This window comes from Flavobacterium sp. N1994, assembly GCF_025947145.1.
Lineage (GTDB): Bacteria > Bacteroidota > Bacteroidia > Flavobacteriales > Flavobacteriaceae > Flavobacterium.
The window spans coordinates 1,463,187-1,479,613 of sequence record NZ_CP109999.1 but is presented as its reverse complement, the minus strand read 5'-3'; the positions used below and the strand labels follow the sequence as shown (position 1 = coordinate 1,479,613).

Genomic DNA, 16,427 nt, shown 5'->3' with positions numbered 1-16,427 from the left:
TCGTATATTGCTATTTCCAAAATCTAAAACCAATACTGTATATTTGCTTTTATTTTGAAATTCATGGATAAGAAAACAGAAGAATTTTACATAAGATTACGAGAAGAATTAAATAATACTTCAACGTGGCCCAGCGAATACTTATACAAATTTATTGTTCCCACCGATGCTAAAAAAATTGAAGAAGTAGAAAATGCTTTTGATAATTTAGGGGCCGTAATTCATACTACACAATCCAAAACAGGAAAATACACTAGTCTTTCCGTTAACGTTTTGATGCAAAGTCCTGAAAGCGTGGTGGAGAAATACATAGAAGTTTCAAATATTGAAGGAATAATTTCATTATAATGGTTGAGAGATATATAAAAGAAAATGCGAATGACGTTGTACACCATTTGGAATACAATGCCGAAAGACCGCATTTAATCATTCCAGAATATGGTCGTCATTTGCAAAAATTGATTGATCAGGCTACGGTTATTGAGGATAGACAAGAACGCAATAAAGCGGCCAAATATATCATTCAGGTAATGGGAAGTTTAAATCCGCACTTGCGAGATGTACCCGATTTTCAACACAAGTTGTGGGATCAAATTTTCATCATGTCTGATTTTAAATTAGATGTTGATTCTCCTTATCCGATACCAACAAGAGATGTTATCAACTTAAAACCGGAACGGTTAGGCTATCCTCAAAAAAATCCTAAGTATCGTTTTTATGGTAACAATATCAAATACATGATTGATGTAGCCAACAGTTGGGAAGAAGGCGAAATGAAAAATGCTTTGGTAAAAGTCATTGCCAATCATATGAAGAAATCCTATTTGAGTTGGAACAAAGACACCGTTACCGATGTCGTTATTTTTGAACATCTTTTCGAATTGTCAGGAGGTAAATTAAATTTATTGCAAAGCTCTGAAGAGTTATTGAATACCAATGATTTGATGCGTACCAATAAAAAAATGTCCAATAAGAACATGCCGCCATCCAACGCTAAAATCAAAAGCAACAAGATGGGCAAGAAGCCTTTTATAAAAAACAATAATAACAATAATCAGAAATAGTTGTAGGTTGTAATTTGTGGTTTCTAAGTTAAGCTAATCGCAACATACAACGTATAACACACAACCTATAACAAATACAAATGGGAACTTTTAAAATTGAAGGTGGCATTCAACTAAAAGGTGATGTAACACCACAAGGAGCCAAAAATGAAGCATTACAAATCTTATGTGCCGTACTTTTAACTCCGGAAAAAGTAACGATCAACAATATTCCAGACATCATCGATGTTAATAAATTAATCACGCTTTTAGGAAATTTGGGTGTTAAAATCCAAAAAAACGGACCAGGTTCTATCACCTTTCAAGCGGATGAGGTGAATGTGGGCTATCTAGAAACAGAAGCATTCAAAAAAGAAGGTGGAAGTTTAAGAGGATCTATCATGATTGTTGGGCCTTTATTAGCGCGCTACGGAAAAGGATATATTCCAAAACCAGGAGGTGATAAAATTGGAAGACGTCGTTTGGATACCCACTTCGAAGGGTTTATCAACTTAGGAGCTAAATTCCGTTACGAGAGAGAAGACCATTTTTATGGCGTGGAAACCAAAGGAAGATTAAAAGGAGCTCACATGTTATTGGATGAAGCTTCGGTAACAGGAACGGCAAACATTGTTATGGCTGCTGTTTTAGCAGAAGGTATCACCACTGTTTATAACGCGGCATGCGAACCGTATTTGCAACAGTTGTGCAAAATGCTAAACTCGATGGGTGCCAAAATTACTGGAGTGGGGTCAAACTTGCTAACGATTGAAGGTGTTGAAAAACTAGGAGGATGTGAGCACAGAATTCTACCGGATATGATTGAAATTGGTTCTTGGATTGGATTGGCAGCGATGACTCGAAGTGAAATTACTATCAAAAATGTTTCTTGGGAAAATCTAGGGGTTATTCCAAATGTATTCAGAAAACTAGGCATCACTTTAGAGAAAAAAGGAGATGATATTTATATCCCAGCTCATACTAAAGGATACACGGTAAAAACCGATATCGATGGTTCTATCTTAACCATAGCTGATGCGCCATGGCCAGGATTTACGCCCGACTTGCTAAGTATCGTTTTGGTAGTAGCTACACAAGCTAATGGCGATGTCTTGATTCACCAAAAAATGTTTGAAAGCCGTTTGTTCTTCGTAGATAAATTGATTGATATGGGAGCCAAAATTATGTTGTGCGATCCACACCGTGCCGTAGTAATGGGCCATGATTTTAAATCGCAATTAAAAGCAACAGTAATGAGTTCACCTGATATTCGTGCGGGAATCTCTTTATTGATTGCAGCGCTTTCTGCTAAAGGAACATCCACCATTCAAAACATTGAACAAATTGACCGAGGGTACGAAAGAATTGATGAAAGACTTCGTGCATTAGGAGCGAATATAGTTCGTATGTAATTTTAAAAAAAATATAGAATACTGAAAAACAGAGGCGCTAATGGTGCCTCTTTTCATTTAAACCAATATGGAAACCTACATCATCATTTTGCTTTGTACCGCTGCTTTCCTTGCCGGATTTGTAGATGCTATTGTGGGCGGTGGTGGATTAATACAAACGCCAGTTGCCATGATTTTGTTACCCAATCTCGCTGTGGCTACTGTAATTGGTTCCTTGAAAATACCCTCCTTTAGCGGAACACTTTTGGCCGCTAGACAATACTTGAAGAAAGTAGGAATGAATTGGGTATTACTTTCTATTATGGCAATTGGAGCTTTTGCCGCTGCTTTTTTAGGGTCTACTTTATTGACCAAAGTGCATAACGATTTTATGAAGCCTTTGCTTTTAGTGGTGTTGACTTTAATCGCGATTTATACTTTTATCAAAAAAGACTTTGGTGCCCATCAAGCTAAGGAACATAGTCCTAGAACCCAAATTTTCCTTGCGATAATCATCAGTGTAGTAATTGGTTTTTATGACGGATTTATTGGACCTGGCACTGGAAGTTTCTTTGTGTTGGCTTTTGTAATAGTTTTAGGTTTCGATTTTCTTCACGCTTCCGCGAATGCTAAAATGGTGAATTTGGCGACCAACTTTGGTTCGATATGTTTATTTATTCTGAAAGGAAAAATCATTTGGGCTATTGCTATTCCGATGGCGATTTGTAATGCTATTGGCGGATTTATTGGTGCCAAACTCGCTATCAAAAAAGGAAACGGTTTTATTCGGATATTCTTTTTGATAGTCGTCATCGGAACGTTAATCCGTTTTGGCTATGATGTGTTTTTTAAATAATAAAATGAAAATCAGCCCTAAGAAGCTTATCCGAAGGGTAATAAAGACTTAAAGTAAGCCTTAGAAACCTTATCGAAAGCAACCGAAAAGGAATTGCACTCTCCAGCAGCTCTTTTGAAAGACACAGAAGCTTTTGAGCAGGAGTCAGAAGACCTTTCGCAAGAGTCCGAAGACCTTTCGCAGGCTGGGAGGGCTTGGAAATGCTAGAAAGTTGGTTTTTGGAGGGGTTTGGGTTATAGTCCTTTTTTAATCTATTATTTGTCATTCTGACGAAGGAAGAATCTAAACCAAATTGAACTATAAACAAAGATTCCTCCTTCGTCGCAATAACAAAAAGGAGGAATCGGATTATTCTAACTATTTTGAAAACTACTCCAACACATTCAAAAACTTCAATCCAAAAATCACCCCATCACCTTGATACCCGTTTTGATACCCACGAACATAATCGATTCTAAGCAGACGGTATTTGCCAAAGCCTAGATTGTCTAATCCCACCGAGAATTCTTGATAAGGCTTTCTATCTGGCACAGCTAGGTTATGAAATCCTAACACCAATTGCGATTGCAAGTACTTCAGCAACGGAATCTTATTCATAAAATACCCTTTGTCATTATGCTCTATATGGGTTTCGCTATAACTCTTATTAGTACTTGCTACATAATAAGGTAATAAATTAAACACATTAGTATAAGTATCAGCCTGACCAATATGCGTTAGGTTACCATTAAAATGACGGTAATCTACAAACGAAATATTATCGGCGTTGAAAAACTTACCTCCTTTGAAAACCATTTGCAAGGTTCCTTTATTGCCCAATGTCAGTTCGTAATCTATTTTTCCTGCTACAAAATCGTATTCGTTATTTTTATCGGTGGCGGCAAATGCTTTTTCATATCCTAAGGTTAAGGATGGATAATCCTCATTTGGTATGTTGTATTTTCCATCGGGTCTGGATAAGTATTTTTGCCCAAAATTAAAGCGAAAAGCCACATTGGTTTTAACCAAATTGTTTTTTACAATTGCAGCCGTAGTTTCGTTAGTAGGATCAAGCGGATTGTTAGAAGTATACAAATCATTGCTCTTAATTACCGATTGATTAGTGGTATTGTATAAGGGTTTGCGCTCGGCATATTCGGCACTGGCATTTACATAAATTCCATTAACTATTTCCCTGGTAAAAGAAGTGGTCACAAAATTCTTTTCATACAATTTCATAAAATTATTTTTGAAGAAAAGGGTACTCACCGTATTCACTGCATTTGAAATAGGATTGTTGCCATTAAATTGCGCCACAGCACTTCCTCCGTTTATAGTAACGATGCTGTTATTGATGTTGTTGAATTTGTGTGTAAAATTGGCAGTAGCTCGCAACTTGTTTTCTGAGAAGCCATAGTCAAAGCGAGAACCAACTCGGGTAAAGGTTCTTTTTTCTTCGTTGCGTTTGGTATACGATAAACCAGCATTCAATTTCCAACCTTGTACTGTATTGAAAGCAATTGAGGTAAGCGGACTGTCATAATCTATAGACCATTTTTTGAATGAGTTTTTATAACTATAGCCTGTGAGGATATCTGTGATTTTAAATTTGTTGTGTTTGGCATCAATAGAGTCGAGGTATTTTAATGATTTCTTTTTGGTTTGTAAAATATCTTTCTTCACATAGTCCTTTGATTCTTCCTCAGTCAAAGGTACAGGGCGGATGGTATTCCAAAAAGCATCTTCTTTTTTATTGGCATTTTGCTGAAAAGATAGGATTTCATTAGTGAATGTTTTTTTGGCAAACTCCTTTTCAAATTCAAAATTCGAATAGACATAAGTAAATCGGCCATTCACTTTGATGCCTATCATCCCTGCTATAAAGTCGAGTGTTTGTGTGTTTTTGACCCAAATTTTATTTACCGAATTGTAACTATAGCTTTGTTTTAAAGTTAGCTGATCAATAACTGGCGTTTGCATTTGACTCCCTTTGATAGATAAATCGGTGGCGTAAATGGCAAAAGTATCATCTACAATATAGATATAGCCTTCCATAGCCGGTTCTGTATCGCGACGTGGCGTTACTTTTATTTTATTGATTTGTTGTTTGTTTTCTGAAAAGAAGGAACCTTCAAATTTGTATTTGTAATAATTGAACGCATTGTCGGCAATAGGAGAGACCACATTAATTTGAAACGGAAGATAATTTTCGTAACAATCAAAATTAACCGAAGCCGCATTGTTAAAACTAAAACCATTGTCTTTTCCGCTGACTTTTGAAGCAATAATAACTTCTTTCATCTTATCTGGTTTCTGGTAAGTAATCTTAGAAACCGTCTCCGAAAGGTAAATGATGCCACTTCTGGTAGAGTCTAATATTTCATCAAAGAAATCAAACTTTTGTCCCATGATGGTTTTCGGAGCGTCTTTCAAACGGATAATACCTCGTGAATAGAAATCGGATTTATAGCGAGCTGTCTTTTCGGAGTTGTCTTTTTTGTTTTTAATCGCATTCCGAATGATTTCATTAGCTGGATTTTCTTTAGTATTGATTACCACTTCATTCAAAGTGATGTTTTCTTCTAGCATTACGACATCAATTGTTTCAGATGCTTTATCTAGGTCGATAATACGTTTGGCTGTTTGGTAACCCAAGTATTGAAAAATAACAATATGTTTTCCTGGGACTCTAATGTTCAATTCAAATTTTCCTTGCTCATTAGTAGTAGTACCATTATAGGTATTCTCTTCAAAGATGTTGACAAAGGCTAGTGGAATTCCTTTTCCATCAGTAACACGGCCTTTGATTTGTGAATAGCAACTAAGGGAAATCAATAGAAATAGGATAAAAGTAATTTTTTTCATAAATGTTTTTGTTACACAGAGATTCACAGAGTTTTAATTATTTTTCTTTTTGGAGATTCACAGAGATATATATAGTTTATTTAATTTTCTCAGTGTATCTCTTTTTTTCTAAGTGCATCTCTGTGAAATTATTTTTTTAGTTACATAGAGATGCACAGAGTTATATTCTAAATCTTTTTATTCCTTGTTTTAGCATTTTAGTATTGAAATTTATTAATAATCCAGTTGAATAATTCCCTAGTTTCATATAAGTTAGAATTTGTGCAAAGTGAACATCGGTAAAAGCTTCAACAGTTTTTAGTTCAATAACTAGTTTGTTTTCTATTAATAAATCAATTCTATAACCTTGTTCTAGTTTTATTTCTTTGTAAATCAATGGCAATGCTTTTTCACATTCAACATGAATTCCATTTTTTTTAATTTCATAGAATAAACATTCTTTATAAGCAGATTCTAATATCCCTGGACCAAGATGCCTATGAACTTCAATTGCTAAGCCAATTATTTTTTCAGTTAAATCATTTATTTCCATATTCTCAGTGTATCTCTTTTTTTTCCTCAGTGCATCTCTGTGTAATTAAAGAAAAGACTGAAGCGCTAATTCATAACTCTTCAAACCAAAGCCAATGACGATTCCTTTAGCATTTGGGGAAATATAGGATTGATGACGAAAAGGTTCTCTAGAAAAGGTATTGGAAATATGAACTTCAATCACTGGTGTTGTTACAGCTTTTACGGCATCACCAATGCCAATAGAAGTATGAGTATAAGCTGCGGCATTCAAAATAATACCATCAAACGAAAATCCAACTTCCTGAATTTTATCAATCATTTCCCCTTCTATGTTGCTTTGAAAGTAGTACAGTTCAACTGATGGGTACTTGTTTTTAAGTTCTTTAAAAAAGGTTTCAAATGTAATAGCCCCATAAACATCGGGTTCTCGTGTACCCAATAGATTTAAATTTGGCCCATTTATGATGATTATTTTCATAGTATGTGGGTATGTTTTTTAGTAAAAGTAAATAATCTTCTCAATAAAGAAAGCGTATTTGAGTACTATTTTTTTAAAATTAGGAGGAAAAAGCTACCGTTTTAGCGGTGTTTTTGCTTTTTTGAGTTTTTATGAAAACAAGAAAACCTTGTTAATTACTCAGTAAAATAATGAAAACGAAATACTTACAAAAATAAATTGTTAATAAAAATGTTAATAACTGTAGTCAAGCCTTGCGTGGCTTGATGTTTATTACTTATAAATTTGTCGTATTAATTTTAAAATTAAACAAACATGAAAAAAATTATTTTAACAGTAGCTGCAGTATTCGCTTTATCGTTTGCTAACGCTCAAGACAAAAAAGAAAGTTCAGTAGGATTTGCTAAAGGTGATGTTTACTTAACAGGTGCATTCAGTTTTTCAAATGACAAAGATGCTGCTGGAGTTAAAACAGATGGTTTAACAGTTGCTCCTGGTATTGGTTATTTTTTAACTGACAAAGTTGCTTTAGTTGGAAATTTAGAGTACATGTCATCAAAAGATGCTTCTGGAGCTAAAACTACAGGTTTTGGTTTACATGCAGGTGTTAAATATTTCTGGACACCAGCAAGTCAATTCTCTTTATCAATTGGTGGTGAATTAGGTTATGACACTGAAAAAAATGATGTAACTAATGTAAAAATTAACACAATTGGTCTTAATGTACCAGTAGGTTTGAATTATTTCGTATCTAATAGTTTTGCTCTTACTTCAACATGGGGTGGTCTAAACTATTCATCTGCTAAAGCTGATGGTGGTGAAGCTGCAACTAAATTAGGATTAAATTTAGACATGTCATCTATCAAATTTGGTTTACTTTACAAATTGTAATCTAAATTGATTCATAAATTAAACCGCGCCCAACAGCGCGGTTTTTTTATATACGATAAATGACGTATTTGGTTATTTAACAAATTATATTACATTTGCTTAACTAATTTTAAAATTAAACAAACATGAAAAAAATTATTTTAACAATGGCAGCTGTTTTAGCATTAACTTTTGCTAATGCACAAAAAAAAGGTGATTCAAGTGATGGTATGAAGTTTGGTGTTAAAGGTGGATTGGATTTAGTTTCTGTTAAATACAATGGTGGAGGCTCAGAGTCATTAACAGGGTTTTTTGTTGGTGGTTTTGCCGAATTTAGTATTGCAGATCAATTTACATTACAACCTGGGCTTAATTATCATACCGCTACAAAATCAGTTAATGGAGTCGATGTAAAAGCAAATTTTTTAAGTATTCCAGTTTTGGTAAAATATCAAATTGCTGAGAAATTTAATGTTTTAGCTGGTCCTTCTTTGTATTATAGTTTAGAATCTAATGATACGGATAAAACAAGATTTAATCTTGATTTAGGAGCTTCTTATGATATTACTGATAATTTCTTTGTTGAACCAAGATATTCAGTTGGTTTATCAGGTGATGCAAAAGTCAGTCACTTTTTGATTGGAGTTGGATATAAATTCTAATCGCTACCAAATTAAATATAGAAAACCACTTAAGCAATTGAGTGGTTTTTTTATTGCTAATCATTTCGTTACTTTACTCCATGAACTGGAACAATTATATCAAAAGTTTTCAATCCTATCTTAAAATTGAACGGGGTTTGTCAAAAAATACCGTAGCTAATTATACTTTTGACTTAGAGCGTTTGTGCTCCTATTTACTAGAGAATAGTATTTCGGTTTCTCCTGAAAAAATTAATGAAGAAACCATACAGCAGTTTATTTATGCTGTTTCCAAAGAAGTCAATGCGCGTTCACAAGCCAGGATCATATCTGGATTAAAGAGTTTTTTCTCTTACATGATATTTGAAGATTACCGCTCTGATAATCCAATGGAGTTAATAGAAGCCCCAAAAATTGGCAGAAAACTTCCAGATACACTTTCTGTTAATGATATTGATAATCTAATCGCTGCGATAGATTTGTCAACCCCAGAAGGAGAAAGAAATCGAGCTATGCTTGAGACACTTTATGGTTGTGGTCTTCGTGTGTCTGAAATTATTTCCTTAAGAATATCCGATTTATTTTTTGAGGAAGGTTTTATTAAAATAACAGGAAAAGGCAATAAGCAACGATTCGTTCCCATCGCAAAATCAACTCAGAAATTTATTGAATTCTATAAAAATAACGTTAGAAATCATTTAGAAATTGGTAAAGGTTTTGAGGATACCTTATTTTTAAATAGAAGAGGAAAGCAACTTACACGGGCTATGGTTTTTACCATTATCAAAACTTTGGCAGTAAACATCAATTTACAAAAAAATATTAGTCCACATACTCTAAGACATTCATTTGCTACCCATTTATTAGAAAATGGTGCCGATTTGCGCTCCATACAATTAATGCTTGGACACGAATCTATAACAACCACTGAAATCTATGTTCATCTTGACAGAAAGCATTTAACACAGATTATCAATACTTTCCATCCTAGGAAGACATAAAAAAAGACTTGTCTTTTGAACAAGCCTTTTTTAAATATGAGTATTTTATAGTTTACTTCGCAATATTTACGGCTCTAGTTTCTCTAATTACCGTGATTTTTACTTGACCTGGATAAGTCATTTCGGTTTGAATTTTTTGTGAAATTTCAAATGAAAGGCTTGCTGCATTTTCATCACTTACTTTTTCACTTTCCACAATCACCCGAAGTTCACGTCCAGCTTGGATAGCGTAAGCATTTTTAACACCGTTAAATCCGAATGCAATATTTTCTAAATCTTTTAATCTTTGAATATAGGAATCAAGAACTTGACGTCTTGCGCCAGGTCTTGCACCCGAAATAGCATCACAAACCTGAATAATAGGAGAGATTAAATATTTCATTTCAATCTCGTCGTGGTGTGCTCCAATGGCGTTACAAACTTCTTCTTTTTCACCAAATTTTTCAGCCCATTGCATTCCTAATAATGCGTGTGGTAAATCACTTTCAGCATCAGGCACTTTACCAATATCGTGAAGTAAACCAGCACGTTTGGCTAATTTAACATTCAATCCCAGTTCGGCTGCCATGATTCCACAAAGTTTTGATACTTCACGAGAGTGTTGCAATAAGTTTTGACCATAAGAAGAACGGTATTTCATTCTTCCCACTACTTTAATCAATTCTGGATGTAAACCATGAATTCCTAAATCGATTACAGTACGTTTACCCACTTCAATGATTTCATCATCAATTTGTTTAGTGGTTTTTGCCACAACTTCTTCAATTCGAGCTGGGTGAATTCTTCCGTCAGTTACTAATTTATGTAAAGAAAGACGAGCAATTTCTCTTCTTACAGGATCAAAACAGGAAAGGATAATAGCTTCTGGTGTGTCGTCAACAATTATTTCAACTCCCGTTGCTGCTTCAAGTGCACGAATATTTCTTCCTTCACGACCAATGATTCTTCCTTTTACATCATCTGATTCAATATTGAAAACGGATACGCAATTTTCAACCGCTTCTTCCGTTCCGACACGTTGAATGGTATTGATGATCACTTTTTTAGCTTCTTGTTGAGCGGTTAATTTAGCTTCCTCAATGGTGTCTTGAATGTGTGACATCGCTTTTGTTTTGGCTTCTGCTTTTAAGCTTTCTACCAATTGTTCTCTAGCATCTTCAGCTGAAAGACCAGATATAACTTCAAGTTGTTGTACTTGACTTTTGTGTAATTTTTCAATCTCTTGTTGCTTCTTATCTAGCAATTCAATTTTAGAATTGTACTCGTTAGTTTTTGCTTCGTAATCATCATTGATTTTTTTAGCTTTTGCTAATTCACTAGAAACCTGAGACTCTTTATCACGAGTTCTTTTTTCTACTTCTGCAATCCGCTTGTCTTTGTTTAAAATCTCTTGTTCGTGTTCTGATTTTAATTCTAAAAACTTTTCTTTAGCTTGAAGAAGCTTGTCTTTTTTAATGTTTTCGGCCTCAAGATTGGCGTCTTTTAAGATGGATGCTGCTTCTTTTTTAGCATTTTTCACCATATTGGAGATGTTGCTTTTTTCAAGAAATTTTGCAACTCCAAAACCGCCTGCAATTCCTGCGATAAGTGCAATTATAATTAATGTAGTTCCCATTTTTTTGTTTGTGTTTATATATAAAAAAAGCCTACATTAGGTGAATGCATAAACTCGAAAGGACAAGTTTTGAGCTAACTCGTTGGTCAAGCTTCCACTAATTACGTGGCATGCTTTAGTAACGACGATTTACTCATTTTAATTTGTTAGTGTTGAGTTTACCAATTAAAATCTAATGTAGGCGGTATTGTAATCCTAATGTAAGAACGTTATTTTTTTTCGAGATAATCGAATAATAAATTATTAATCTTTTTTAATCTTTCTAGAGTTGGACCATCAATAGCATTTTCTGTTTGCTTTTGTTCCACCTGCGAGGCAAATTGTAAAGCGCACATGGCTAATACATCTTGTTTGTCGCGAACTGCATAGTTTTCTTCGAATTGCTTAATCATAGCATCAATCTTTTTGGAAGCACTTCGGAGTCCTTCTTCTTGAGACGTATCCACCGTTAACGGATAAACTCTGTCTGCGATTAATAATTTTATTTTAAGCTTATCCTCCATGCTTTTAGTCTGATAACTGCGCGATGCAGTAATCTATCTCTCTGATTAATGAATTTATTTTAAGCTTGGTATCTCGTTTGTTTTCTTCACCGCCTAATAATGAATTAGTCATCTTGAGTGATTCGCATTCTGATTTCAATTTGCTAATCTCTTCAGATTGCTTTTGAATCACACTTGCAGCATCACTTAATTGTGCTTTCAATGAAATAGAATCTCGCTCTAAACTATTTATTTTAGTAAAAAGTTTTTCAATTCTATTTTCAAGAGAATCAATTATTTCTGCAATTTCACTCATGAAATACTTTATTCATTACTTACTTCACAAAGTTAGGATTCTATTTTGTTTGCGCAATTTTTTTGTCAATTATTTATTTCGATTTTTGACATAATTTGTAATATTTTGTTTTTGAAATAGTTACAAAGAAATTGTTTATTGTAAATTTTTACTCACTTTTAATTATCTTAGCAGAAACAACACTTTATGAAAAATTATTGTTTTATTTTTTTGGTTTCTGTTTTAACTTTTGGACAAAATCAGTACCCAAAAGACTATTTTCAATCTCCACTTGAGATTCCGTTACAATTGGCTGGGAATTTCGGAGAATTACGCCCTAATCATATTCATTCGGGTTTCGATTTTAAAACACAACAAAAAGAAGGTCTACCAGTTCATGCAGCTGCCGATGGTTATGTTTCTCGAATTAAAATTTCTGAAGTTGGATACGGAAAGGCTATATACATTACCCATCCGAATGGCTATACCTCTGTTTATGGGCATTTGAAATTGGGGTATGGTGAAGTTGAAAAGCAAATTAAAAAACTACAGTACAAAGCAAAATCTTATGAGATTGATGTTCAACTTTCACCAAATGAATTGAATGTTAAACAAGGTGAAATTATTGGTTTTTCAGGAAATACAGGAGGATCAGATGGACCTCATTTGCATTTTGAAATTCGGGATACCCAATCAGAAAAAATTATTAATCCATTATACTTTGGATTTGATTCGGTTATTACAGACACTAGAAGGCCAATAATTAATAGCTTGTGGGTATATCCTTTGGATAAAAATTCAATAGTGAATCAAACCATCAAACCTATTTATTTAAGTTTATCATTGCAAGAAGATGGAAGTTATATTGCAGAAAAAGTAATGGCTTCTGGTAAAATAGGTTTTGGAATTACCGCATTAGATTTTGACGATGTGTCTTGGAATGCTAATGGGGTTTTTAAAGTGCAAAGTTTTTTGAATGGTAAATCTTCTTTTATGTACAAGTTTGACACGTTCGCTTTTGATGAAACAAGAAACGTTAATGCTTTAATTGATTATGGAAAATATAAAAAGCAAGGACAAAGAGTACAACGTTTATTTATGCAAAATCCTTATGCATTAAGCATTGTAAAACCAGGAATTAATAACGGAACTATTACTGTTGTACCCAATTTTTCTCAAACATATCGAATAGAAATTGCAGACTTCAATGAAAATACAGCAAAAATATTTATCCCAATTCAGTATTCTAATTTGCCCTCAAATGTGAAAGAGGAGCTTATAACTTCTAAATATTTAGTCAAAACTCAAAAGGAAAATATTTTTTCTTTAGAAAATGTAACGGTGACTTTTCCGGCCAATACTTTTGTCGATGATTTTTATATGGATTTTGAAGTTAAAAATGGAATAGCCAAAATTCATGAAGATGTAATTCCGGCTTTTACTAACTTTTCAGTAACTTTTGAAGACAGTATAACGCCTCAAAAAGACAGAGAGAAAATGTTTATTGGTTTGATGGATGGCAAAAAAATTAACTATTATAATACTAAACGCTACAAAAATTCGTTTACTGCTTACACCAAATATTTGGGTAGTTATAAAATAGTAAGAGATGGTATGCCTCCCAAAATCAAATCGGATAAAAAAGTTGGGGGCAAATGGATTAGTAATCTGAAAGAATTGCAATTCACCATATCCGATGAGCTATCAGGCATTAAAAGCTATGACGGTTATTTGAATGGCAAATGGATTTTGCTAGAATACGAACCTAAAACCAAAAAGCTCATTCATCACTTTGATGATGGCATTGTTGATGAAGGGAAAAATGATTTAAAAATAGTCATTACTGATAATGTTGGAAATTCTACTATCTTTGAAACACAATTTTTTAGAAGTCAAAAACCTTAATTATATAGTTTGAGAACAAATAAATATCTTTTCACGCTCCTTTTTTTTACCCTAAGTATCATCGCTTTTGCTCAAAATCAAACCGCCAAAGTGGCCGGAATTGTACTTGATGAAAATAGCAAACCTGTCGAAGGTGTTAATGTTAGTTATCAAACTAAAACTGTAAATACAGATGGTAATGGTTTTTACAGCATTACTGTTCCAGCCAATCAAAATGTAGTTTTGGTTTTTACACATACTGCGCTTAAAAAAGTAACAGCTACTTTTAATTTGAAACCCAACGAAAATCACGAATTCCACCCAATGATGAGCGATAAAGCGGAACAGTTGGGAGAAGTCGTGATAACCAATAGTAGAAAACGTGTTCAAGGAATAACAACAGTTGAACCTGAAACCATTCGTAAAAATCCAAGTGCCATGCCTGGTGTGGAAAGTGTTTTAAAAACTTTTGCTGGAGTTAATGCCAATAATGAGTTGAGTTCAGGCTACAATGTTCGTGGTGGGAATTATGATGAAAACTTGGTTTATGTCAACGAAATTGAAGTCTATCGTCCGTTTTTAATTCGTTCTGGTCAACAAGAAGGATTAAGTTTTACCAATACGGATATGGTACAAAATGTAGATTTTTCTGCAGGGGGATTTCAGGCAAAATACGGTGATAAATTATCATCTGTTTTAGATATTACTTACAGAAAACCTACTAAATATGGCATAGCTGCAGAAGCTAGTTTTCTTGGCGGAAGTATAACAGGAGAAGGCGTTTCTAAAAACAAAAAATGGTCCGCTATTACCGGAATTCGATATAGAGATAATTCACTTTTGGTAAACAGTCAGGAAACACAAACCAATTATAGACCCACTTATGCTGATGTTCAGACCAATGTGAATTTCAGTCCCAATAAAAAATGGCAATTTAGTTTTTTAGGAAATGTTTCTCAGAATAAATACAATTACCAACCTTTAACGAGACAAACCAATTTTGGAACCATTGATGAACCAATTGCTTTACAAGTTTTCTATGATGGACAGGAAAAAGATAAATATCAAACTTTGTTTGGAGCACTTAAAACTACCTTTGCAGCGAATGACAACAACACTTTCAAATTAATAGGTTCCATTTATCATACACAAGAGCAAGAGTATTTTGATATTTTGGCCGCTTATTATTTAGGAGAAGTGGATACTAATATTGGTTCGGAAACCTTAGGGCAAGTAACGTATAATAGAGGCATCGGAACTCAATTAAATCATGCCCGTAACGATTTAGATGCGTTAATTGTCAATGCAGAAATTAAAGGAACGCATCAAATCAACAACAAAAAACATCAAATAGATTGGGGTTTTAAATACACTCGCGAAAATATCCGAGACCGAATAGTAGAGTGGGAAGTAATCGATTCTGCTGGATTTTCAATTAATCCACCCATTGTAACTTTGCCAAATAATGATCAACCATACAATCCTTATACAGGTCCATTAGTGCCTTATCAAAATGTGAGAGCTACTAATTTTATTGATATTAATCGTTTTTCAGGTTATGCTCAATGGAGTACTAAAACTATGATTGGCAATAATCAATTATGGATTACCGCGGGTTCTCGTTTTCACAGTTGGATAGTTTCTGGCGCTGGAATTACAGGGGCAAAACAACAAACCGTTTTTAGCCCGAGAGCGCAATTGACTTTAAAGCCAGATTGGGAAAAAGATATGGTCTTCCGATTATCGGTTGGTTATTATCATCAACCGCCATTTTATCGTGAGTTAAGAGATTCATTAGGAACGGTAAAACCCAATATAAAAGCACAGCAATCGATACATTTTGTGTTGAGTAATGATTATAATTTCAAGATGAATAATCGTCCGTTCAAATTAGTTTCTGAAGCTTATTATAAAACGATGACAGACGTAAATACTTATACTCTTGAAAATGTTAGGATTCGGTACCGAGCTAATAACGATGCGGTTGCTTATGCCTATGGTTTAGATTTACGATTGAACGGAGAATTTGTTCCAGGAACTGAATCATGGTTGAGTTTTGGCTATATGAAAACCGAAGAAAACATCAATGACAAAGGCTATATAGCTCGTCCAACAGATCAACGTTTGAAATTTGGAATCTTATTTCAAGATTATATGCCTAACATTCCGAATATGAAATTGTATTTGAATTTGGTTTACAATACAGGTTTGCCTGGAGGTTCACCTTCTTATGCTGATTCCTATACTTATCAAAGTCGTTTGAGAGATTATCGCCGAGCTGATGTTGGATTTTCGTATGTGCTGACCGAAAGAAATAACGAAAGACCTGATGGACATTGGCTTAAAAAATTCCAAGATTTATCGGTTGGTTTTGAAATTTTCAATTTGTTCAATAATCAAAATGCTATTACTAATACTTGGGTTCGTGATGTCTATACCAAAAATCAATACGGAATTCCAAATTACATGACTACACGAGTTTTCAATATTAAACTGACGGCAAGATTGTAGAAATAAATCACTAATTTTGAGTGA

The 16,427-nt window shown here is 34.0% G+C and carries 15 protein-coding genes and 1 other RNA gene; 9 read left to right on the top strand and 7 right to left on the bottom strand.

Annotated features, from left to right (window positions below):
- Nucleotides 1-63 precede the first annotated feature (63 nt).
- The 4 genes from OLM53_RS06755 to OLM53_RS06740 all read left to right on the top strand — a co-directional run bounded on the left by OLM53_RS06755 (nt 64) and on the right by OLM53_RS06740 (nt 3,290).
- Nucleotides 64-348 carry a DUF493 domain-containing protein gene (locus OLM53_RS06755; RefSeq protein WP_264522276.1) on the top strand — a complete coding sequence of 95 codons (285 nt, stop codon included), beginning with the start codon at nt 64-66 and terminating at the stop codon, nt 346-348.
- Complete coding sequence (locus OLM53_RS06750) at nt 348-1,064, top strand: DUF4290 domain-containing protein (RefSeq protein WP_264522275.1); 717 nt, start codon at nt 348-350, stop codon at nt 1,062-1,064. Before OLM53_RS06755 ends, OLM53_RS06750 begins: the two co-directional genes overlap by 1 nt.
- Nucleotides 1,065-1,144: 80 nt before the next feature.
- Nucleotides 1,145-2,455 carry a UDP-N-acetylglucosamine 1-carboxyvinyltransferase gene (gene murA, locus OLM53_RS06745; protein ID WP_264522274.1) on the top strand — a complete coding sequence of 437 codons (1,311 nt, stop codon included), beginning with the start codon at nt 1,145-1,147 and terminating at the stop codon, nt 2,453-2,455.
- Between the two features lie 67 nt (nt 2,456-2,522).
- Nucleotides 2,523-3,290, top strand: a complete 768-nt coding sequence (locus tag OLM53_RS06740; RefSeq protein ID WP_264522273.1) for a sulfite exporter TauE/SafE family protein — start codon at nt 2,523-2,525, stop codon at nt 3,288-3,290.
- A gap of 369 nt (nt 3,291-3,659) precedes the next feature.
- Here OLM53_RS06740 and OLM53_RS06735 read toward each other — a convergent pair whose 3' ends face one another.
- From OLM53_RS06735 to aroQ, 3 genes are all read right to left on the bottom strand, one after another.
- Complete coding sequence (locus OLM53_RS06735) at nt 3,660-6,134, bottom strand: DUF5686 and carboxypeptidase regulatory-like domain-containing protein (protein WP_264522272.1); 2,475 nt, start codon at nt 6,132-6,134, stop codon at nt 3,660-3,662.
- A gap of 160 nt (nt 6,135-6,294) precedes the next feature.
- On the bottom strand, nt 6,295-6,666 hold the full coding sequence (locus OLM53_RS06730; protein ID WP_264522271.1) for a GxxExxY protein: 372 nt from the start codon (nt 6,664-6,666) through the stop codon (nt 6,295-6,297).
- Nucleotides 6,667-6,711: 45 nt separating this feature from the next.
- Nucleotides 6,712-7,125 (bottom strand): type II 3-dehydroquinate dehydratase, encoded by a 414-nt coding sequence (aroQ, locus tag OLM53_RS06725; RefSeq protein ID WP_264522270.1) that lies wholly within the window; start codon nt 7,123-7,125, stop codon nt 6,712-6,714.
- 294 nt (nt 7,126-7,419) lie between these two features.
- Between aroQ and OLM53_RS06720 the strand changes: the two genes are divergently transcribed.
- From OLM53_RS06720 to xerD, 3 genes are all read left to right on the top strand, one after another.
- Nucleotides 7,420-7,995, top strand: a complete 576-nt coding sequence (locus tag OLM53_RS06720) for a porin family protein (RefSeq protein WP_264522269.1) — start codon at nt 7,420-7,422, stop codon at nt 7,993-7,995.
- A 125-nt stretch (nt 7,996-8,120) separates the two neighbouring features.
- Nucleotides 8,121-8,636 carry a porin family protein gene (locus OLM53_RS06715; protein WP_264522268.1) on the top strand — a complete coding sequence of 172 codons (516 nt, stop codon included), beginning with the start codon at nt 8,121-8,123 and terminating at the stop codon, nt 8,634-8,636.
- Between the two features lie 80 nt (nt 8,637-8,716).
- Nucleotides 8,717-9,616 (top strand): site-specific tyrosine recombinase XerD, encoded by a 900-nt coding sequence (xerD, locus tag OLM53_RS06710; RefSeq protein ID WP_264522267.1) that lies wholly within the window; start codon nt 8,717-8,719, stop codon nt 9,614-9,616.
- A gap of 52 nt (nt 9,617-9,668) precedes the next feature.
- Here xerD and rny read toward each other — a convergent pair whose 3' ends face one another.
- The 4 genes from rny to OLM53_RS06690 form a co-directional block, all read right to left on the bottom strand.
- Nucleotides 9,669-11,231 (bottom strand): ribonuclease Y, encoded by a 1,563-nt coding sequence (rny, locus tag OLM53_RS06705; RefSeq protein ID WP_264522266.1) that lies wholly within the window; start codon nt 11,229-11,231, stop codon nt 9,669-9,671.
- 50 nt (nt 11,232-11,281) lie between these two features.
- Nucleotides 11,282-11,389: non-coding RNA, 6S RNA (ssrS, locus tag OLM53_RS06700), on the bottom strand.
- Between the two features lie 51 nt (nt 11,390-11,440).
- The gene (locus OLM53_RS06695; protein ID WP_264522265.1) at nt 11,441-11,734 is read right to left on the bottom strand and encodes a cell division protein ZapA; all 294 of its coding nucleotides are present in this window, start codon (nt 11,732-11,734) and stop codon (nt 11,441-11,443) included.
- A 4-nt stretch (nt 11,735-11,738) separates the two neighbouring features.
- Nucleotides 11,739-12,029, bottom strand: a complete 291-nt coding sequence (locus tag OLM53_RS06690; RefSeq protein ID WP_264522264.1) for a hypothetical protein — start codon at nt 12,027-12,029, stop codon at nt 11,739-11,741.
- Nucleotides 12,030-12,215: 186 nt separating this feature from the next.
- Here OLM53_RS06690 and OLM53_RS06685 point away from each other — a divergent pair, with 186 nt between their 5' ends.
- Together OLM53_RS06685 and OLM53_RS06680 are read left to right on the top strand one after the other, a co-directional pair.
- Nucleotides 12,216-13,913 (top strand): M23 family metallopeptidase, encoded by a 1,698-nt coding sequence (locus OLM53_RS06685; protein WP_264522263.1) that lies wholly within the window; start codon nt 12,216-12,218, stop codon nt 13,911-13,913.
- A 9-nt stretch (nt 13,914-13,922) separates the two neighbouring features.
- Nucleotides 13,923-16,403, top strand: coding sequence for a TonB-dependent receptor (locus OLM53_RS06680; protein ID WP_264522262.1), 2,481 nt, complete (start codon nt 13,923-13,925; stop codon nt 16,401-16,403).
- Nucleotides 16,404-16,427 lie beyond the last annotated feature (24 nt).